The organism is Euryarchaeota archaeon, assembly GCA_016207515.1.
Lineage (GTDB): Archaea > Thermoplasmatota > SW-10-69-26 > JACQPN01 > JACQPN01 > JACQPN01.
This window is the reverse complement of sequence record JACQPN010000015.1, coordinates 1-20,832: the sequence shown is the minus strand read 5'-3', so window position 1 is coordinate 20,832 and position 20,832 is coordinate 1. Positions and strand designations below refer to the sequence as shown.

At 61.9% G+C, this 20,832-nt stretch carries 18 protein-coding genes; 6 read left to right on the top strand and 12 right to left on the bottom strand.

Annotated elements, in window-relative coordinates; all coding sequences use genetic code 11:
* Positions 1-55 precede the first annotated feature (55 nt).
* Both HY556_06360 and HY556_06355 read left to right on the top strand, forming a co-directional pair.
* The gene (locus HY556_06360) at positions 56-1,255 is read left to right on the top strand and encodes a pyridoxal phosphate-dependent aminotransferase (GenBank protein MBI4393401.1); all 1,200 of its coding nucleotides are present in this window, start codon (positions 56-58) and stop codon (positions 1,253-1,255) included.
* 49 nt (positions 1,256-1,304) lie between these two features.
* On the top strand, positions 1,305-2,252 hold the full coding sequence (locus HY556_06355; protein ID MBI4393400.1) for a deoxyhypusine synthase: 948 nt from the start codon (positions 1,305-1,307) through the stop codon (positions 2,250-2,252).
* Positions 2,253-2,367: 115 nt separating this feature from the next.
* Here the strand turns inward: HY556_06355 and HY556_06350 are convergent, their stop codons facing one another.
* The 3 genes from HY556_06350 to HY556_06340 form a co-directional block, all read right to left on the bottom strand.
* Entirely contained in the window at positions 2,368-3,342 is a 975-nt protein-coding gene (locus HY556_06350) for a PKD domain-containing protein (GenBank protein MBI4393399.1), read from the bottom strand.
* Positions 3,343-3,456: 114 nt separating this feature from the next.
* Positions 3,457-4,827: a hypothetical protein gene (locus HY556_06345; protein ID MBI4393398.1), complete on the bottom strand. Its 1,371-nt coding sequence runs from the start codon at positions 4,825-4,827 to the stop codon at positions 3,457-3,459.
* Complete coding sequence (locus HY556_06340; protein ID MBI4393397.1) at positions 4,824-6,326, bottom strand: hypothetical protein; 1,503 nt, start codon at positions 6,324-6,326, stop codon at positions 4,824-4,826. The genes HY556_06345 and HY556_06340 overlap by 4 nt, the downstream gene beginning before the upstream one ends.
* Before the next feature lie 293 nt (positions 6,327-6,619).
* Between HY556_06340 and HY556_06335 the strand changes: the two genes are divergently transcribed.
* The 3 genes from HY556_06335 (at position 6,620) to HY556_06325 (ending at position 8,909) form a co-directional block, all read left to right on the top strand.
* Positions 6,620-6,844, top strand: a complete 225-nt coding sequence (locus HY556_06335; GenBank protein MBI4393396.1) for a hypothetical protein — start codon at positions 6,620-6,622, stop codon at positions 6,842-6,844.
* Positions 6,844-7,284, top strand: coding sequence for a PIN domain-containing protein (locus tag HY556_06330; GenBank protein MBI4393395.1), 441 nt, complete (start codon positions 6,844-6,846; stop codon positions 7,282-7,284). The genes HY556_06335 and HY556_06330 overlap by 1 nt, the downstream gene beginning before the upstream one ends.
* Before the next feature lie 140 nt (positions 7,285-7,424).
* Entirely contained in the window at positions 7,425-8,909 is a 1,485-nt protein-coding gene (locus HY556_06325; GenBank protein MBI4393394.1) for an exo-alpha-sialidase, read from the top strand.
* Between the two features lie 101 nt (positions 8,910-9,010).
* Here HY556_06325 and HY556_06320 read toward each other — a convergent pair whose 3' ends face one another.
* Positions 9,011-9,643, bottom strand: coding sequence for a cyclodeaminase/cyclohydrolase family protein (locus HY556_06320; protein ID MBI4393393.1), 633 nt, complete (start codon positions 9,641-9,643; stop codon positions 9,011-9,013).
* A complete protein-coding gene (ftcD, locus tag HY556_06315; GenBank protein MBI4393392.1) occupies positions 9,640-10,560 on the bottom strand; it encodes a glutamate formimidoyltransferase in 921 nt (306 codons plus the stop codon). Before ftcD ends, HY556_06320 begins: the two co-directional genes overlap by 4 nt.
* 42 nt (positions 10,561-10,602) lie before the next feature.
* Here ftcD and HY556_06310 point away from each other — a divergent pair, with 42 nt between their 5' ends.
* Positions 10,603-11,856: an imidazolonepropionase gene (locus HY556_06310; GenBank protein ID MBI4393391.1), complete on the top strand. Its 1,254-nt coding sequence runs from the start codon at positions 10,603-10,605 to the stop codon at positions 11,854-11,856.
* Between the two features lie 58 nt (positions 11,857-11,914).
* On the opposite strand, the gene hutH is transcribed toward HY556_06310, so the two are convergent.
* From hutH to HY556_06275, 7 genes are all read right to left on the bottom strand, one after another.
* The gene (hutH, locus tag HY556_06305; GenBank protein MBI4393390.1) at positions 11,915-13,453 is read right to left on the bottom strand and encodes a histidine ammonia-lyase; all 1,539 of its coding nucleotides are present in this window, start codon (positions 13,451-13,453) and stop codon (positions 11,915-11,917) included.
* Positions 13,454-13,520: 67 nt separating this feature from the next.
* Positions 13,521-15,164, bottom strand: coding sequence for a urocanate hydratase (locus HY556_06300; GenBank protein MBI4393389.1), 1,644 nt, complete (start codon positions 15,162-15,164; stop codon positions 13,521-13,523).
* 1,574 nt (positions 15,165-16,738) lie between these two features.
* A complete protein-coding gene (truD, locus tag HY556_06295; GenBank protein MBI4393388.1) occupies positions 16,739-18,052 on the bottom strand; it encodes a tRNA pseudouridine(13) synthase TruD in 1,314 nt (437 codons plus the stop codon).
* The gene (locus tag HY556_06290; protein MBI4393387.1) at positions 18,049-18,324 is read right to left on the bottom strand and encodes a hypothetical protein; all 276 of its coding nucleotides are present in this window, start codon (positions 18,322-18,324) and stop codon (positions 18,049-18,051) included. The genes truD and HY556_06290 overlap by 4 nt, the downstream gene beginning before the upstream one ends.
* A gap of 9 nt (positions 18,325-18,333) precedes the next feature.
* A complete protein-coding gene (locus HY556_06285) occupies positions 18,334-18,900 on the bottom strand; it encodes an exosome complex RNA-binding protein Csl4 (GenBank protein ID MBI4393386.1) in 567 nt (188 codons plus the stop codon).
* Positions 18,901-19,017: 117 nt separating this feature from the next.
* Positions 19,018-19,623: a methyltransferase gene (locus HY556_06280; GenBank protein MBI4393385.1), complete on the bottom strand. Its 606-nt coding sequence runs from the start codon at positions 19,621-19,623 to the stop codon at positions 19,018-19,020.
* A gap of 34 nt (positions 19,624-19,657) precedes the next feature.
* The gene (locus HY556_06275; protein ID MBI4393384.1) at positions 19,658-20,086 is read right to left on the bottom strand and encodes a hypothetical protein; all 429 of its coding nucleotides are present in this window, start codon (positions 20,084-20,086) and stop codon (positions 19,658-19,660) included.
* Between the last annotated feature and the right edge of the window lie 746 nt (positions 20,087-20,832).

Genomic DNA, 20,832 nt, shown 5'->3' with positions numbered 1-20,832 from the left:
ACGGCGTCTTGGTACGCGAAGACCAGGCCGGTCGGAGATCGTCGGGGTCGTCTGCATGAGCACCATCGAGGGCGCCGCGCCGGAAAGGCGACGGCTCCACGCGAAACGCATGGACGACGTCGAGGCCTCGGGCACCGTGAAGACCACGGACATCGTGAACCGCCTCAAGGCCGAGGGGAAGGAGATCGTGTCCTTCTCCATAGGAGAACCCGATTTCATCACGCCAAAGCACATCCGCGACGCGGCGACGCGGGCGCTTGACGCGGGGTTCACCCACTACACTTCCTCGTACGGAATCCCCGAACTGCGTGAGGCGATCGCCAAGAAGAGCGTCTCCGACAACGGCATCCCCTGCGAAGCCAAGCACGTCCTCGTGACACCGGCCAAGCAGGCGATATTCGAGGCGATCTTCGCCACGGTGGATCCGGGCGATGAAGTGATCATCCCAGACCCGGGTTGGGTCTCCTACGAACCGATCATCAAACTGGCCGGGGGTGTCCCCGTGCACGTCAAAGTCGAGGCCCACAAGGACTTCCGCCAGATGCCGGACGACATTGGAAGGGCCGTGACGCCGAAGACGAAGATGATCATAGTCAACTCCCCGTCGAACCCCACCGGCTCGGTCGCGACGGAAAGCGACGTGAAGGGGGTGGCGGAGATCGCGAAAAGCCACGACCTCCTTGTCCTTTCGGACGAGATATACGAGAAGATCATCTACGAGGGAAAACACCACTCGATCGCCGCGGAGCACGGGATGATGGAGCGGACGATCACGGTGAACGGCCTTTCGAAGTCCTACGCCATGACCGGGTGGCGTATCGGCTGGCTAGTCGCCCCCCTCGACATCCTCACGCACATCTCGAAGATCCAGCAGCACTCGATCACGCACGTGACGAGCTTCGCGCAGAAGGCCGCGGTGACGGCGCTCACCGCCAGCCAGCGAAGTGTCGCGGACATGGCGGCCGAGTTCAAGACGCGCCGCGACCTGGTGGTCGAGGGATTGAACGCGATACCGGGGATGCACTGCGTCAAACCGAAGGGCGCCTTCTACGTCTTCCCGCGCTTCGACTACGAGATGTCGAGCGAGGAACTATCGACCTACATCCTCTCCGAGGCGGGTGTCGCGGTGACGCCGGGGTCTGCGTTCGGGCCGAACGGCGAACACCACCTCCGCATCAGTTACGCGAACAGCCAGGAAAACCTACGGAAAGGCCTCGACAGGATGCGCGAGGCCCTCGGAAAGCTCAAGGAATAGAGGGTCCAGATTGCCGCGAAGAGGAAGACTCCCCCCGTCCGTCAAGGACATGGCCGTGGACGCCGACACGTCCGCTTCCGCGCTCGTCGACCTCATGTTCGAAGGCGGAGGCTTCTCTGCAAAGGAGATCGCGGTCGGCGCCGATATCTTCGCTCGGATGGTGAAGGATGATGACGCGGGCGTCCTCCTATCGTTTCCAGCCGCCCTCATGGCGACGGGCGTCCGGGGCGTCCTCACGGACATCGTCCGTCGGAAGCTCGTCGACGGTGTCATCACGACCTGCGGGACGCTAGACCACGATCTCGCCCGGCTCTTTTCACACTACTACCAAGGCGATTTCGCCCTCGATGACGCGACGCTTCACAGGCAAGGCATCAACCGGCTCGGAAGCGTGCTCGTGCCGAACGAAAGCTATGGCATAGTCCTCGAAGAAAGACTCCGGCCTCTTCTCAAGACGCTCCACGCCGAGAAGAACGAATGGTCTGGAGTCGAGCTCATCCGTCGCGTCGGCACCGAGATCGCTTCGGAGAAGCGCGCCAAGGAGTCGCTTCTCTATTGGGCCGCAAGAAACGGCATCCCCGTATTCGTGCCGGGGATCACGGACGGTGCCTTCGGCAGCCAACTGTGGCTCCACCGGCAGATGAACCGCTCGTTCAGGGTCGACATTCTCGCCGACGAGGACGCGCTCGACGCTCTCGTCCACGAGAAGAAACGCCTGGGTGCGGTCATGCTCGGGGGTGGCATCAGCAAGCACCACACGATCTGGTGGGCCCAGTTCGTGGGCGGGCTCGAATACGCCGTTTACGTGACGACCGCCGTGGAGCATGACGGGTCGCTCTCGGGAGCGCGCCTCAAGGAGGCGATCTCATGGGGGAAACTGCGCGAGAAAGCGAGGCACGTGACGATCGACGGGGACGCCACGGTGATCTTCCCGTTGCTTTACGCAAGCACCCTCGCGAAACTCGAGAAGGCGAAAGGCGGCACGAAGAAAAGGTAGGCCCGGACCGCGAGCGTGGCCGCGGCACCCTTTTTTCGCTGACGCGAAAAAAGCGCGCCCGGAAAGAACCCCGATCCGTGGCGAAATGACCGCGGCCCCGGATTGAACCGGACGATCACTCGTTGATGCCCAATATCGCGTTGACCTGCGGGTTCACTAGTTTGTACTTGCGGTAGATCCAGCATTCGTACTTGGCTTCGGCGCCATGCACGAGGTGGACCACGAGCGCGTACTTCCCCGGCGGCAGAGGATTGGTCGGCCCGAGTTGCATGACGATTTTTTCCTCGGGCGTGAAGTTCGCATTGTTTTCTTTGGGAAGCTCCACTTGCTGGTTTTGGTGCCCGCTCACCTCGACCCCGGTGTCGTTATACAGGTAGATGTCGAAATCGTTTAACCTTCCGGGCTGCTGGCCGGCCGACGTTTCGTTGCTGTCGAGATCAGAGACGGCCCGTAGCGTTATGTTCAGCCATTGGAGGCGAAGCTCGCCGTCGATGTCGTCCGGTTTGATGTCGACGTCGATCACGTGGAAGTACACGCCGTTTCCTTGGTCTGACTTGTAGTTTTGTCCGTTGAAGGTCTGGGGTCCGGCCACCCTGATGCTCCCCATCACGGTCTCATTATCTTCGGGGAACTTGTACGGAATGACTGGCAGCCTCACGATCTGGTCGTCGGAGAGGCCGTCGAGGTTCGTGACCTTGAGCTTCACTTTGAAGACGCCGCCTGCGACCTCGAAGAACCTGACGACCTGCTTGCCGTTGCCGCGGCTTCCGTCGCCGAAGTCCCAGAAGTAGGATATGATGTCGCTCGAACGGCCGTCCGAATCGCCCGCGTTGAACGTGACGTTCGTTCCCGCGCGCACCGTCCCCTTGTCGCCTTTCACGACGTCGTCGCCGGCGTCGAACTTGCTCTCGAAGATGACCTGGTTCTTCTCGTCGGCGATCCTCATGCGCGCCACCGGTGCCTTTGGCTCGCGCGTATCGTTGTCCCCGGTGGCGTTTCCATCGCTCCCATCGCCACCGGCCGTATCGTCCCGCGTCTTGAACACGACGTCTGCCAGGTCCGGGGGCCCGACGCAACCGGAGAGCGCCATGGCAAGGAAGAGGGAAAGGACGAAAAACGGGAAACGGGGGCTTCCCTTCAGGACTACCACCTCACGCTATCACTTCACCGCGATTCTCGCCGGGAACTGGAGTCGTCCCATCGGTCACCGCTTGTAGTTCAACGCCATGTAGCCGATCTCGCCGTTGAAACCGTCGACGACGACCGACATCGTGTAGTCACCCTTGATGATGTTCTCCTTCACCATGTGGATGAAGCAGGCATCGCAGTAGGGCCCGGTGGGGTCGTAGTAGTCCTCGGAGAAGCCGATGCTCGTTTCCTCCGACGCGTCGTAGCGAAGCGTGCGGTAGTACTCGTAGACGAGGCCCTTCGACGTGGACATCTTGATGTAGACGTCCCCGGCGAACGTGCCTTCCTTGCTGGCGTAACCCACGACGTCGAGCGGGAATGACTTGAGCGAGAAGACGCGCTTGTCGCCTTCTTGGACGACGGGGTTGTCGATGGTTCCGCCGTCTGCGCCGAACTTGTGCGGCGCCATTCCGGGCTTGGGCGAACCGTCGAACACCATCGTCTTCTCCCACTTCGGGACGATCGCGCGAGCGATGTTGTTCGGGACCGGCACGTCGGCCTTTACCTCAAGGAAACCGCCTTGCATGTAATAGGCGTAGAACAGGTACTCGCCAGGCTTTTTGATAGGCACGAGCACTGTTTCCGTCGGGATGTTGATGTCGTCGTACTTCGTGTAATACACCAGGTTGTCTTCCGGATCCAGGACGACGAATTCGGCCTTGATGTGCTCGGGACCACCGGCTTTGACCGAGTGGAAGAGAAGCGACGAAGCGCCTTGGGGCACATCCAGTGCGTAGAGGTAGTACGGCGTGAGGACGTTCGGTTGGTACTTCATTTCCAGGCGTATCGAGTACTGCAACGTCTGACCGGGAAGAATCTTCGCGTTCTCAACCTTGACGCCGATCCTGTGGTTCTGGCCCGCGGCCCCGACGGTGTCGACGACGAGCTTCTTCACGACGAGGTTCCAATCCCAGTCTCCAGGGTTCGACTTGTTGTAGTCGCGGTCGACTTTGGTCCCAGGGACCTCTATCGCAAGATGCAGTGTGGCGGACTTCCCGGGGTCGCCTTGCCATGCAAGGCCCGCGGTTATCTCCACGGGTTGACCGTCGGGGATCAGGTCCTTGATGTCTTTCCAAATGTATAGACGGTTCACGTCCGTGCCACTGCTTTCCGTGCCGGCGACCGCCGACATCGCGGACGTGTCAATCGTCCCGTTGATGTAAGTGCGTTTGTGCGTGTTGAGCTTCTGGAGCGGGAAGGAGAAATTGCTCGGGATCTTCGCGGCGAGTTCTTCGAATTTCTTCTGGACTTCACGCTGGTTCAGTTCCTTTGGGATGTCGGCCTGTTTCTGGACTTCCTGGCTCGGTGGCCCGCCAAGGCATCCGGATAGCGTTCCTACGAGGAAGACCGCGAGCACCCCGACGACGACTGCGCGGCGCGACTTCAAAGCGCCCGCCTCCGTCCGACGAAAGCGAGGCCCATCATCGAAAGCCAGAGACCCGGCTGCACTAACTCGCCGGGCCCGGCGTTGGAGTCCGATTCCGATGACTTGTCGCCGCCCGCCGCCCCGGTCGACTGGTCGATCTGTGCTTCGGTGAAACTCGCCTGGCCGCTACGACCCACTTCGGTCGAGCCAGGGAGGCCGCCTTCGAGGATCGTGAATTTCGCGGACGTGCTGCTGCACGCGGAGTGCTGGTAGTTGCACGCGGAGACCGTGACCTTGTAGTCGCCGGCCCGTGCCTTGTCGGCCTGGTAGTCCCAGACCCATGTGACGTTGATCGGCTTGAAGTGCCCGCCATGCGCGACGGAGAAATCGGCGGTCTTCGAGAGCGTCTGGACATCGGCCGGCATGTTGTCTTTCAGGTTCGTGAACGAAATGTCCACGGAATCGCCGTCCATGTCGTAGCTTCCCCAAGGCGTGTTCATGAGACCCAACACGACGAGCTTGTCGTAGACGAAGCGGGGATAGACGAGTTCGACGTCGAAGGCATCCTTCACGGGGATGGTGAACCCGGCGGGATAGAACTCGCCGTTGTTGATGTTCGGATTGATGCCGTTCGCAATGTAAGTATTCCCGCCGGTGTTGCTCCACCACCGGAACCGCATGACCCAGTCGTCCGTCTTCTTGATGCGGTCCACCTTTGGTTTTCCAAGGTTGATGTTGAATTCATAGACCGTCTTGTAGGTGCCCCCGAGGGATTCATCGAGGGAGACCATGTCCATGGGTTGCGTGATCCCTTTGGCCACTTCCACGTATTCCTTGGCCACGACCTTCGGGTGAATAGTGGGGGCTTCGCTCGCCTGTCCTTGATATTCACCGAGACTCATCGCCATGAGAGTGGCTTCAATCTGCCAACCCGGTTCATACCCGGGATCCCAGTTCCAGCGCGGCGTAGGCGCCGGCACCCCTGGCGTAGGTGACGCCACAGTACCGGCCCAACTGTGGCCATCGCCGGACATGTAGAACCTTGCCGTGATGTCTTTTGAAGTGTCGAAGAGAATGTCTTTCGTTTGACCACGCTCGTTGTGGAATGCCGTGTAATCAGGGTTTTGAGTACTGATGCCCTCGTTGATTTTTTCACTCTGGACAGGACCAGCCGTTGAATAGACGTACATCAGGTTGCTCGCGGATTGGTCGCAGGGTTGCGTCGAAACCTGAGCTACCAGCAAACCGACGGATTGCCCGCCAGCCGGGCCCAAGGCGGCAGGTGCGCAGTCGCCACCCCCGCTCCCGATACTCGTATCATCCTCGCCCCAGGGGTACATTGTGTTCCCGGGGTTTGGGTTCCCCGAACCAAAGAGCATGGCGTGGGCATAGAACGTGATCTGCTTCGTCTGGTACTTCGCCTGATCCTCCTCTTCCACCTGCGCGCTTGCAGCGGGCAGCATGGGGGAAACGACCAGGATCACAACAGCCATCAGTGCGACGAGGGACCGGACTTGCATCTTACTCCTACCTCCGCTTACCGCCTCCTGTTTCCAAGAGGCCAGCACGCTTGGAGTGTCAAAAATCCCTTATAAGGATTTTGGTCACTTTGGTGCCCAGCAAACGGCTGCCTTTCGTTGAGTTGGCAATATAAAACCCTTCTTGAACGAGGGTTGGTCAGATGCTTGACGTCGCGTGGAACAAACCGATTGGCGGAATTCGCTGGCGAAGTAGAAGAAATGAGCCCAAATCGCGCTCGCGCACAAGGGAAACACCGAAAGTTCCTTGTATTATAACTGCCATTCTAACATTCATGGCCGTCTCCCTCGTTGAGAAAGCGCTCCCTGTCAAGGTCCGCCGCATCGGATCGAGCCTCGGCGTGATCCTCCCCAAGGCCGAGCTTGATGCCCGAAACATCCATGAGGGCGACGAGATTCGGGTCGTGATCAAACGGCGCGACCTGAGTGAACTCCGCGGGCTGTTCAAGGGAGGCCCGCCCTTCGTGAGGGAGAAGGAAGACCGAGTGGACCGCTACTAATGCCGATCCTGGTGGTCGATAGTTCGATCTGGATAGAATACGGACGAGACACGCCGATTTTTCGCGAAATAACGGCACATCTTGAGGCGGCCGAATCCGTCTGGACACCGGCCACAGCGGTTGCGGAGGTGGCGGCCTACGCGTTGAAGATGGGCGCAGACATCGATTCGGCGGTGACGGTGATCGGCGACTACGCCCACGTGGAGCCGGTGACTGGTCCATTGTCCCGATTCGCGGCCGAGATCCGGCATGGGATGAGACAGGAGGGCAACCGGAAATGGAGCATGATGGATTCCTACGTTCTGGCCCTCGCGCGCCGAGAGGATGGCGAGGTCCTCACTCTCGACGAGGACTTTGCGGGCGTCCCGGAGGCGATCATTCCACGCCGGACGGGCGAGGCCAAACGCTCCCGTCGCCCTCATGATGACGAGATTCCGTGAATTGTCCAGCGTCGTGGGCGTGAAGAGACGGTGGAAACGCGGCCACGTGGGGCCTGCCCGGCACTCCGGGCGTCCGTTTTCCCGGAAAAGCTATCATCCCCGCAGTGCCTCCAGGAAACCGACCTTGGGAGGTCAATATCGTGCAGAAGATAGCCGTCCCGTTCGCAATCGCCTTGATCGCAATCGTTCCCGCCTACGCGTTCACGGGGGCCGGTTCGTCTCCTGGGCTCGTTGTGCAGGCGGATGCCGCGGAAAGTGGCCCTTCAGTCCCCGCCTCATCGGTTTCCGGGGTCAACCGACTTGCGACGGTCACGCTTGGTCCCGCCAACGAGGTGGACCTCGCGGTCAACCCGACGAACGCCCTGAACATCGTCCTCACGGCGAAGGACTACTCCCTCGAATCGGTCATCGGGCCCGGCGGTTACTGCGGTGCGCACACGGTCTGGGGCGGCGTCTACCGGACGGTCGATGGCGGTGCCACGTGGGCGAACACCCTTTTCCCGGGCTACCCGACCGACCCGGTCCCGAGTGCTGCGAGCGGCTACCCGTGTATGAGCGACCCGGTGCTCCTCTTCGAGCCAGGCGGCGACCTGTACTTCACCGGACTCCTCTACGGAAAACCTGGACCGGACGGGACGCCGATGGCGGGGATGGTCTTTGGGGCATCCTACGACGGCGGCGCGACGTGGCCCTTGACGACGATGGCCTTCGAGGGATTGGACGACCTCGCGTGGGAGGACAAGCAGATGATGGCGGTGGATCCGACGGACGGCACCATCTACGTCTCGTGGGACCTCATCAACTCGGCGGTCATCTCTCCAGTGATCTCACGCTCCATCGACGGAGGCCTGACGTGGGTCACGAACCCGATAATGCCCCCGGCCGCGTGGGGCGCTTTGACCCAACCCGCGGTCGGACCAGACGGCACCCTGTACGTGAGCGCGTTCTCGCAGCCGAGCGAACCCGCCAAATACCCGCCCGGAACGATCTACTTGAACCACATTCTCAACGATTGGATGATCACGGTCTGGGTGAGCACGGACAAGGGCGTCACGTTCGTCCCCCAGGACATCGCGGTTCCCGTCGCACAGATGTGCGGTTCGTGCGGGACCTCGTACAATTACCGGGCCCCGACGATCCCCACGATCGCGGTGGACCATTCCTTCGGAACGAACAGGGGCACCGTGCATGTCGCTTGGCACAGTTGGGAGACGGCGACGAACCGGTGGCACGTGACGGAGGCCCGCTCGAATGACCAGGGCGCCACATGGACCATGACGCAACCGGGCAAGATCGCAAACCAGCACCAGGTTATGCCGCGCGTCGCCACGTCACCGACGAACGGCACGGTGGGCATCCTTTACTACAACGACGCAGGGACGACCGCGGCCCCGGGCCTTGTGACGGCGCGGTTCATCGATTCGTTCAACGGGGGCGCGGGCTGGACGCCGGCGCTCACGGTGTCGAGTGCCTTCAGCCCGGCGCCCATGTACCATCAACAGGGCTTCGTCTTCATCGGCGACTACGTGGGGCTGGACTTCGACTCCGGAGGTTACGCCCACGCTGGATGGGCTGATGGGAGAAACGGCCGCTCCGACGTCTACTACGCGAAGCTCAACCCGTGAGTCTGTGGACCCGACGACTTCCACGCAAGAATGATGGAGGATGGCCCCGGACTATGAAGCGACGCAGAGGAAAAAGCCCGTAGGCGAAATGGGCGGCGCGTTCACGACTCGAAGCGGTGAAGCGCGGTCGTGGTCTCCCCAAGCAAGGCGTTCAGAGACTCCCGGAGCCGCGACTGCGCCGCGCCCTCCGGAAGCGAGACGATGTTCGTCTCCGCGTTCAAACGCGCCCCGTCGAGCGCAGCGCGTAGAAGCGCCACCCCGGTCTGGACATCCGTCCGCGTCGAGCGTGGGCCTGCTGTAAGACACGTCGCGAGGTGCTCAAGGCCTTCCCGGCAAGAGCCGATGACCGCGAGCGGCGGCTCTGCTGCCCCCTCGAGCGCTTTGTGTATCGCCGCCCGGCGCGTCGCTTCCTCGGCGGGGCTCGACTTCGGCAACTTGTAAGCGGCGGTCACGCGCTCGTACGCGAGCGAGTCCTCCTCGACCAACCGGACGAGAGCGAAACGGGCCTTGTTGAGGGCGATGCGGGCGGCTTCGAGGACCGGCCAAGACGCTTTCAACGACTCCTTGCCCAAACCGATCGTCGCGGCCATCTCCCCAAGAGAGCAACCCATGGCACCGGCAAGCGCCGCAGCGCTTCCTCCGCCGGGTGTCGGGGAAGGCGACGCGAGCGCCTCCAGGAACGCCTCCACCGGTGTCGTGCTGTACGGTTCGCTTTCGAACGCGGTCTTCGTCACTCTTCGAGCCTCCGTTCAAGGATCTGGTGCGCCGTGAAATCCTCAAGCTTCAACCGTTCGACGGCATTAGGAGGAAGCGACGCCTCCGGCACTAGCCCCACGATCTCCGAGGCGACGACCTTGACCCCCGCCTTCAGCGCTTCATCATGGACTGCGTCGAAGGCACGGCTCGGCGGAGTCACTCGGTAATCCGTCAGGTTCATCGAGACCTGGACTAGCCCACGCGCCTTGAGGTCGACACCCATCGCTTTGAGCTTCGGGATGCCGCCGCTACTCTCCCGGATGGTCTTGGCGATCCTCTTTGCGAGTTCGAGGTCGGTCGAGTCCAGGTTCACGTTGTAGGCGATGAGTGGCATCCTAGCCCCGATAACGACGGCCCCGGCGGATTCGTGTAGCCGCGGTTCGCCGACGTCGGGGGCGCGCGAGCCATCCGTGAGGATAGCGTCCCGCAGGCCTTCGAATTGTCCCTTCCGGATCACTTCGAGGTTGCGACGGTCCGCACGGACGGCCGCGTCCTCATAATAGTAGACGGGGACCCGGAGTCGCGTCCAGATGTCCTTCGCGAGCGATCGGGCGAGTTCGACGCAACGCTCCGGGGTCGCGCCTCGGATCGGGATGAACGGTATCACGTCGACGGCGCCGATCCGTGGGTGGGCGCCCACATGGCTTCGAAGGTCTATGAGTCCCACCGCCTTCTCGGCACCGAGGAACGCCGCCTCTTTCACCGCCTCGCCGGGGCCGACGATGGTGACGACGGACCGGTTGTGGTCCGCGTCCAACTCGACATCGAGGACACGGACACCCGCGACCGAAGCGATCGCGCGGCGGATCTCGTCCACGACGTCTCGGCGGCGCCCTTCGGAAAAGTTGGGCACGCACTCGATCAACTCGCTTCCCTTCGCGTCCGTCGTCGGCATTGGCGAGGAGTTAATTAGCGCTCCCGTATTAACCCTACCCCAATGGAAAAGGCCGACCTTCTCGTACTCGACGCCGCCGAGGTCCTGACGCTCAAAGGGCGGAAAGGCCCACGCTTCGGGCCCGCGCTCTCGGAACTCGGTCGCATCCCGAAAGGTGCCGTCGCGATTCGGGGCGGCCGCATCGCGGCCGTAGGCAAATCGAGCGAACTCTCCAAGTGGAAGGCCACGCGGACGATTCGGGCTACGGGCAAGGTCGTAATGCCGGGGTTCGTCGATTCGCACACGCACGCCGTCTTTGCGGGTTCTCGCGAGCGAGAGTTGGAGATGAAGCTCGAGGGCTGGAAGTACGAGGACATCCTGGCGGTGGGCGGCGGGATCCATTCGACCGTGGAGGCCACACGCAAAGCCTCGACGGCGCGGATCGTGGAGGAGACCAAGGCCCGGCTCGACAGGATGCTACGTAACGGCACGACCACGGCTGAGGTGAAGACCGGTTATTGCCTTGACACGAAAGGAGAGCTGAAGCTCCTTGAGGCGATCTCGAGACTCCAAGCGACCCATGACGTGACCATCGTCCCGACACTGATGGCGGCCCACGCCGTTCCGCCCGAATACAAAGGGGACACGGACAAGTTCGTCTCGATGGTGGTGGAAGAGACCATACCCGCCGCGGCCAAAACGAGTGTCCCGAAGTTCTGCGACATCTTCCTCGAAAAAGGCATATTCACTCCCCACCACGCGCGCTCCGTGCTCAAGGCCGGGAAGGAACACGGGCTCCAGGCCAAGATCCACGCGGACGAGATAAACACGTTCGGCGGCGCGGAGCTTGCCGCAGAACTAAGCTGCGTCAGCGCGGATCACCTGCTCAAGACGAGCGACCGCGGCATGCGCGCCTTGGCGCGAGAGGGCGTCATCGGCGTGCTCTTGCCGGGGACCCCTTTCTGCTCCTTCATGCGCTCCTACGCGAACGCCTTGGACATGGTCGGCAAAGGCGTGCCGTTGGCCTTGGGAAGCGACATGTCCCCGAACGCCTGGACGGAGAGCATGCAGGCCGTCATCTCGCTGGCCGTCTACCAGATGCGCATGACGCCGGCGGAAGCGGTCGTCGCGAGCACAATCAACGCCGCCCACGCCTGCGGTGTTGCCGATGACGTGGGAAGCCTCGAACCGGGCAAACGCGCCGACGTCCTCGTCATCGATGCGCCTTCCCACGAGTGGCTGGGCTACCGGTACGGAACGAACCAGGTGGAGACGGTCGTGAAGGATGGGAAAGTGGTCGTCGGGACAGACGGCTGACCGCGACGCCATGGTGATGGGTGAGGCCTTGCCCAAAGGCCTCGGCCCCTGCAGGGACTCAACCGGGCGCCAACGGGATCTTCCTGGTGACCACCTCTCGTATCTCGCCGGCGCGGACCGCCAGGATGAGCCTATCCAAGTCGGGTTTGAGGTAACGGTCGCGCTTCAGGTGGGACACTCGCCGCCGGATCTCCTCGTGCGCGAGGCGGCTTCCGCGGCCGGCGCGTAACGGTGCCTTGAAGTCGAGCGCCTGCGCCGCGCTCATGTACTCGATCGCGACCACCGCTTCCGTGTTCCTCACTATCTGCAGGGCATTGCGCGCCGCCGTCGCCCCCATCGAGACGTGGTCCTCCTGGTTTGCGGACGTCGGGATGGAATCCACGACCGCGGGCCACGCGAGCCCCTTGTTCTCGGAGACTAGGCTCGCGGCCACGTACTGGGGGATCATGAGGCCGTTGTTGAGGCCCGGGTGCTCGGCGAGAAAAGCCGGAAGCTCGGAAAGGTGCTCGTCCACGAGGCGAGCGGTACGTCGTTCGGAGAAGGACGCGATCTCGGCGACCGCCGCTCCGACGTACGCGAGCACCAGCGCCACCGGTTGCGCGTGGAAATTGCCGCCCGAGAACGCGTCACCCTCCATTATCAACGGGTTGTCGTTGGCCGAGTTCATCTCACGCTCGATAACGGGACGCGCGTGGGTCAATGCGTCGAGGCTCGCGCCAAGGACTTGGGGGATGCAACGGATGCTATAGGCGTCCTGGACGCGGCCGCAATGACGGTGGCTCTCGACGATCTCCGAGGTCGCGATCAGGTTGCGCAGGTTCGAGGCGACGACCGCATGGCCAGGATGCGGGCGCACTGTGGCGAAACGTTGCGAGAGCGGGATTTCGCTTCCCATCAAGCTTTCGAGGCTCATCCCGGCCGCGATCTGGGCGTCGACGATGAGGTTCAACGCATCGTGCACCGCGATGAGCGCGACACCCGTCGTCGCCTGCGTCCCGTTGACGAGCGCGAGCCCTTCCTTGGCCTTGAGTCGTACTGGTCGAAGGCCGCCGCCGAGGAGGGCCCTGCGGCCGCTCGTTTGACGCCCCTTGCGCGTGGCCTCGCCCTCGCCTATCATCGTGAGCGCAAGATGCGCTAACGGCACGAGGTCTCCAGAAGCACCCACACTTCCTTTCTCCGGGATCATCGGGTGGACGCGTTCGTTCAACATGTCGACGATGAGGCGGACGACTTCGGGCCTCACGCCGCTGTACCCTTTCGCAAGCGCATTTGCGCGTAGAAGCATTATCGCGCGCACGGCTTCAGCGTCGAAAGGCGCCCCGACGCCGCACGCGTGGCTTCGGACCAGGTTCTCTTGGACGTCGTCGAGATCGGCGGACGGCACGATGGTGGTCGCAAGCTCCCCGAACCCGGTGTTGATGCCGTATATTGCGCGTGTCGACTTGCCGTTACGGACCGCTGCGACGAGCGAATCGACGGTGGACCGTGACGCCTTCATGCGTGCAAGGGCCGAACGCTCAAGGCCGACCTTCTCTCCGCCACGAACGGCCTTCATCGCGGACTCGATGGTGAGGCTCTCGCCGTCAAGACGCAGCATCGGGGGGCGTTAAGCGAGAAACACGCTTAATACTGCCTACTGCCCGCGGGAGGCGGCGACGCTTTCGTCACTTGGGCGAGCGTAGCCCTAAGCGCGGCCCGGCCCGCTTCAGGATACGCTTCGCGGTCTTGTACCCGGCATCCGCATGGCGAACGATGCCCATCCCGGGGTCGGCGACGTACACCGACCGGATGCGCTCCGATGTCTCCTTCGTCCCATCGGCGACGACGATCATCCCGGCGTGCGTCGAGAGGCCGATCCCCACGCCGCCTCCGTTGTGGACGGCCACGAGGTCGGCGCCTGCCGCCGTGTTGAGAAGCGCATTCAGGATGGGCCAATCCGCGACGGCGTCGCTGCCGTCGAGCATGGACTCCGTCTCCCGGTACGGGCTTGCAACACTGCCGCTGTCGAGGTGATCGCGCGTCATCGCCACGGGCCCGAGGCGACCGCTTGCCACCGCCTGGTTCACCTTCAAGGCGAACCTGTGCCTCTCGCCAAAGCCCAGCCAACAGACGCGGGCCGGAAGACCTTCCCAAGGGAGGTTCGCGTCGGCGAGGTCGATCCAGCGTCGTAGGCCCTTGTCCTTCGGAAAAAGCTTCTTGACCATCCGCCCCGTCTCGTGGATGTCCTCCCCCTCGCCCGTTAGGGCTATCCAGCGGAATGGCCCCCGGCCCTCGCAAAACAGGGGCCGGATGTACTCCGAGACGAAACCCGGGTAAGCGAACGCGTCCGCGAACCCAGCCTCCTTCGCTTGCGCCCTGAGGTTGTTTCCGTAATCAAAAGCCACCGAACCGGCGCCCATGAATGCGACGATCGCCTTGCAGTGATCGCGCATCGAGGTCATGGAACGCTCCACGTACTTGCGCGGGTCTTCCCGGCGCAGCTCCTCCGCCTCCCGAACGGACGATCCCGCGGGCACGTAGCCGTTCAACGGATCGTGGGCGCTTGTCTGGTCGGTCACGATGTCCGGGCGGAACCCGAGGCCGTGGAGTGCACCGTGCGTCTCGGCGCAGTTTCCAAGAAGCGCTATCGAGAGGGCCCGCTTCTCGCTTGCCGCCGCTTTGGCGAGCGCGAGGGCCTCCTTCGGCTCGGTGGCCATCACGTCGCAGAAACCATTGTCCATCCTGCGTTTGATGCGCCGCTCGTCGACTTCGACGGTTATCGAGACGCCACCGTTCATTTTCACGGCCGGCGGCTGGGCGCCGCCCATCCCGCCTAGCCCCCCTGTGAGCACGATCCGACCGTTGAGCGTACCACGGAAATGGCGTCTAGCCACCGCGGCCAAGGTCTCGTAGGTGCCCTGGATGATGCCCTGGCTGCCGATGTAGCACCACGAGCCCGCGGTCATCTGACCGTACATCATCAAGCCCTTGCGTTCGAGCGCGTTGAAATGGTCCCACGTGCTCCAACGCGGGACGAGGTTGCTGTTCGCGATGAGCACGCGTGGGGCGTGAGAGTGGGTGCGAAACACCGCCTGTGCTCGTCCCGATTGGACGATGAGCGTCTCGTTCGCGCCTAGCGTTTCGAGCGCGGAGACGATCCGTCGGTAGTCCTTCCAGGAGCGGGCCGCGCGGCCGGTGCCCCCGTATATTATGAGGTCGTCCGGGCGTTCGGCGTTCTCAAGGTTGTTCATGAGCATGCGGAGGATGCCCTCCTGCCGCCAACCGCGTGCGGTGAGACGTCGTCCTCGGGGGGCACGGATGCTACTCATCGGGGCGGGAATGCGGGGGAGATGGATAGGGTTTCGCCGACCAAAGCCAGCCGGACGACAAATCCATTGAATCCATGATGAAATCACGTTTAGACGTTTATCGACTTAATGACGTAAACGTCATGTCGACTAAGCGTAATTTCATAGTTTCACGATTCCACGAAATAATTCTTACTTCGAAATGAAGATCGCGTCGCACAATAGCCGCGGCCCCGCCGCGCGCGCCGGATCATCGACACTGCGCGACGGGGAATCAGGTGAAAACGCCCAAATGGCGAGACACCTGGAAAAAGATCGGAGGGGGGCTGCACGAACGGCGCGTGCAAGAGAAAAACGAAAAAACGAGGGAAGGAGCGGCGGCGTGAACATCCGCGGCACGAGGAAACGTTTCAGGGCAAGAGACACGCCAAAAACGCCAGATACGAGCTAGAAAAGAGGTTCTCAGGAGAAACATGACATCTAATCACGATTCCCACGAGGGCGATAACGAAGACGCGCCGGCCGATTACTGAAAACCAACAATCGCTCGAGCACATCGGCGCCTCGCCCTTTCACTTTGGATTTGGGAAGCCAACGCCGCAGGGAGGTCACCGGTGACCCTGGAGTCGCCGCTGCGGTCTCGAGCAGAGGCGTCGATGACCCTGGAGCCATCAAGCCGTTGACATGTAGCAGCAAGAAGTCCGCAACGGCGCCGTAGCCGTTCACCTTAACAACCCTCGAGCCCTTTTCCGGTCTCTGTACGTCGGCATACGCATTACTGTGACAATCCAGTATCGTTCTATACGATGTTTGTAAATGAGGAGCCGTTCGTCGTGGTCGTGGCGCGTGCGAACCCGGGATCCCAAGAATCAGCCCTTTTCGTGCAGCAGAGGCAAAGCCAGGGACCCTGCTTAAGAACCCCCGCGAGAATACGGGTCCACATTTACACAGCGGCGTTGAGAATTATAATATATCTAAGTATTTAAATGAAAATGCGCGAGGAACGGCGTACGCGTGCCGTCAACCGGGGGTTTTCAAGGCCACGAATGCCCTTCCTCGCAAATCCCGGCCCATTCGCCGCACTTTGACCGAATCAGGCGTTCCCACGGCGCCGGGCAACGGATCCGACCACAGCACACGCGGACCGAGCAGTTCTCCCTCGCGCAAAGGGATTCGCGCGCGGAGAAGTTACGCCATCCATCTTATGAATCGCGAGATCCCTGCTCCGCCGCCATTTCGCGCGTCATCTCAGGACCGTGCAATTTTCTTGATCTTACACGAAACTCAAGCGCAAATCTTCACCATCGAGATTTTCCGACATTGCGTCAGGGTTTTGCGCCGAACACGTTCGCGGCGCTATTTTTGCATCGAGCATGCGCATCGGCGATCTTTCGTGGCCCGCGTTCAACGCGCACACGGCGTGGCATTAAAATCATAGAAACGTGGTCATTCGCGAATTGATTGTTTCTGAGCAAAAAATGATTTCGTAATTTCACGAAATTATGATTTATAGCGAGTAGTCGAAAACCTTTATGATGTTAAGGCAATAGCGCTTTAGCGTTATCTCTGTATCGAATACACCGAACTTCAAGAGTCTAGTTCGCGCTGGCATCGTTCTTCATGAATTCCCTCAACAAGCACGTCGCATACGAGCCCTTCGCCAACGCGAATCTCACCTCGACGTACTCCCCCGCTCCATCGCGCCCCGCCTCGGCCTCGAAATCCACCACGGGGGCTAGGAGCGTCCTCCGGACGCCGAAACTGCGGACCTCGGGCATCGCGGGCACCCGGAAATCATCTTTAGAGACGCCCGAAGACGCCGCGACAGCGCGCTCGATCGCGCCCATCTCGCCGGAGGCGAAGGGGGCATCATAACCGTAAAGCAGGCCCGTCACGAACCCCTCACCCGCGGCAACGCTTCGCTCGCATCGATCGAGGTTCTCTTCGACCACGGGAACGAGACTATCGACATCGGATCTTCCGCCGCGATCGGCGGGAGCCAGTAGGTCCCCGACGAGTGGCGAACCGAACGTGAGCCCCCTTTCCATGCGCTTCGAGACAATATGATTGAAAAGCATAGATTGATACGCGTAAATGAACATTGTCCGCAGGTTTCTTGGAAGCACCCGCAAGGCCCCGATCCAGTCACCATTGTTTCGAGACAGGTAATTGATCATGTCAAGCTCGAACGAGAGATCGGGGGGAAAGTAGCGAAGGGCCGCAGCGAAGTCGCGATCAGCCGCAAGGCGTGTGCGTGCCTCATAGCAGGCGGGTGATTCTGCAGGGAGCGGGTTCGCGACGTAGGCCATCACGGCGCCTTCGAAGTCGCCCCGGAGCATCCGTTCGCCGACGACGTGCGTGACAGGGCGCAGCGACCCGAACCGTTGCGGCCCGAAGTAGTTCGGAAATCCACCAAGTGCTTCGATTGAATTCCACGTTTCTTGCACTTGTAGAAGCGCTTCCGGCAAGCCCCCGTCGAAACCGCGGATCCGTATCGCGAAGCGGTTTCCAGCGAGGTCGCCGATCTTTGGCGCGAAGTCCGCCCGGAAAGCGGCCTTCACTTCGACGTCGGGGATTCCAAGGGCCTGGACCTTTTCGATGGGCGCTTTGATGGCCATCTGCTGAGTGGTGACCGCCCGCTTGTCCTTCGTCCCGGCGAAATGCACATCTGAACGCTTGATCCCAAGCCGATTGGCGACCTCGACGACCAGGCGGTTCGTCTCCCAGTTTCGCGCCGTGAGCTGGACGATCGTGTACTTGCCGTCGGAGCGCGCGGTGGCAGGGACGTGAGGGATCTCTTCGACCCTGAAGTCCTCGGGAGAATCACGGATGCGGCCCCCGATCCCGGCGGTGTCCGTCGCGTAGAAAGAGAGGCCTATGGACTCCTCAAGAACACCGGATCGTCTCATTTCTTGAACTTGAGGACGGCGTCTTCCAGCGAGTCGAGGTCCTCGCGAAGCGCCTTCACCGCGGCCTTCACGTGCGTCTCCGCCTTCCCGGAACGCGCTTCGACGAAAAGACGCGGTTTGTCAAGGAGCGGATGGCCGATTATGTAGGTGGCCGTCACGATCTTGTCGTTCTCGAGGAGTTTCTGCTTGAGCAGGTTCAACAGGGTCTCGTTTTCCCCGGGAAGCTCGAATTCTATCGCCTTGTCCGTCCGTTCGATGACTTTCAGTTCCACGTGTTCACCTCAGAGTCTCCCGGTCCCGTAAAGGGATGATAGTTTCTTCGCGTCCTTCCAATCGCATTCGGGGCAGACGACGGCCTTTTCGACCGCATTCATCGCCGTGCGGCAGCGAGGGCAATAGGCCTTGACGACGCCTAGCTCGTCCCCGAGGGTCGTGAGTTGCAGAGAGGGTTGCGTCGACACGACCTTCGCTCGGAGGATGTCGCCGAGGCGGAAGGCGTCGTTGATGGACTCCACGTAATCGTCGGAGACCTTCGATATGTGTATGGTGCCGTCCGTGTCGCCGGCGATCGCACTGTCGGGGACGTCGACACGGGCGCCCACGTCGACGATGGCCATACTGCTTTTCAGCATCCGGACGCTGCAGATGACGGAGTCGTCCACGTTGAGTTCCACCGGCACGCGGGTGCTGGCGTTGACCGTCACGGTGAACGCCTCCGGGTCGTAGCGGACGATGCCTATGCGGGCCGCGTAGACCTTGCCGTTCTCCTCGAAAGCCCCTGGGCCGGGCACGAACTCCTCTGCGATAGCGATCTCGTCACCAGGGAAGACCAATGTAGGGGAATTCATGCGCTGGACGGCGACAATGCGGCGACCCCTTTATAAGCGTTTTGCCGTCGCGAAGAGTCGCGGTTTCACGTGGCGACCGCGCTCGCGCGCTTTCGAGCGAGGAGCGAGGTGGGGGCCTCAATCATCGCGCCTTTGGAACCTGAACAGGACGACCTTGACGTGTTCGACCGCTTTCTCGTGGAAAACGAACTGATGCCTCAAGGCGAAATCGTAGTCCCACTTATGCGTGAAATCGGCAGCAAGGTCCGCCGCGTAGGATTCCACGAACGCCTCGGTCGTCTTGAGGTGGAAGGAGTAGACCACGGGCGCGATGGCGATGGCCTTTTCAAGGAAGGGCCTGTCCGCATGGCGGTTTTGTGCGCCGAACGGGGGGTTCTGGATGACTGTGTCGTAACTTCCCGTCACGTCCCCCACCTTCGAGACGTCGAAGACGACGTCGGCGGAGAGTCGTTTCGCGCATTCCCTCGCGACCTCGATCGAGCCCTCGTCCGCGTCGATGCCTCGCACGGTCGCCGCGCCGCAGAGACTGGCCCCGATAGCGAGTATCCCCGTCCCGCATCCCAGGTCGATGACCCGCTTTCCAGCGAGGTCTCCCAAGGCAAGCGCGTTGTAAAGAAGCGCCGCGGCAACGGGAGAGGGCGTCTGGTACTGTTCCAACCTTGGATTCGGCTTCGGGTGCGGCGGGACGCGGGAGAGGACGATCTCGAGCTCGCGTTTCTTCAAGGGGCCCTCCAAACGAATGTTCGGCCGTCGAAGGTCAGGCGACTTCCGGCCCGCCAGCGGCCGGTTTCGGCTTCTCCTCGTTCTGGAACTTCACCTGAGGAAGCGGTATCGGTGGGGGGAGGTTCAGGTTCTTGGCGATGCCGACCGCCTCGGGGACGCATATGCGCATCACGGCCGTGTGGATCTCGGAGGCGATCTCGGCAGGCATCTGCGCCGACTCGGTCCATTTCGCGTGGAGCGCCTTCGCATCACCTTCGTAAGCGAGAGAGCCTTCGAGCTTTATGACGCCGACGGAACCGTAGGACGCGGTGTAGCGGAACTCGATGTTCGCCTCGCTCTTCGAGACCTCCTTGACGAGCGTCACGGTGCTGTTGTGATCGATCCTGACTTGCGCCAAGCGCTCGGTCGTGCGCGAGAAGCGCTTCGCCTCGATGGAGACGAGTTCGATGGATTTCACGGACATCTTTTCCCGCGATGATACCCCTGTCCCTTTTTGAAGCTTCCTTAGGCCGTTCGAGCCTTCCGGGAAAAAGGGGACGCTCCACCTATCGACCTCTGTCATCCATGATGGAAACGACGAGGGGCCGTATCGGCGGCGGCTTGGCCGTCTACGAGACCATACGCAGACACCCGGGGATATCAACTACGGGGCTCGCTTCGAGCCTGGGGATCCACTTTTCGACCGCCCAATACCATGCGCGCCGACTGGCTGACGCGGGGCTCACGACGCTAGAGCGGAGGCCGTGGGGGACTTTTCATTTTCCTGCGGGCTCAGTCACTTGCCCATGGGCCCGCGCGGCGATTCCGCTGTTGGCGGATCCCCTCGTGACGCGCACCCTCCGGGTAGCGCTTGCCGCCGCTCCGAGCGGCGCCTCCGGTGCGAAACTTGGCCGTTCACAACGCGCGGTCCAACGGCTCTTGGCGCGGCGCGGCATTGTCGAGGGGGGTCTGTCGGACCTTCGCGTACCGCCGGAACACGCTCGGTGCGCCTTGTCGACCCTCGCCGAGGGCGTACCGGCGAAGAGGTCAAGTTGTGACCGCTAGGGCCTCCGGGCCCTGATTCTGGACCCATGAACGGAGACTGTCAACTTAGGGAAATTCCCCGAGGTTCGCTTTTAGAACCCCCGGATTCGGTTCGGTGACGTGAAAGGGGCCCCGCCCCCTAGCGGAAATTGCACTTACCCGCAAGGGGGGATGGGACCGTGCGCC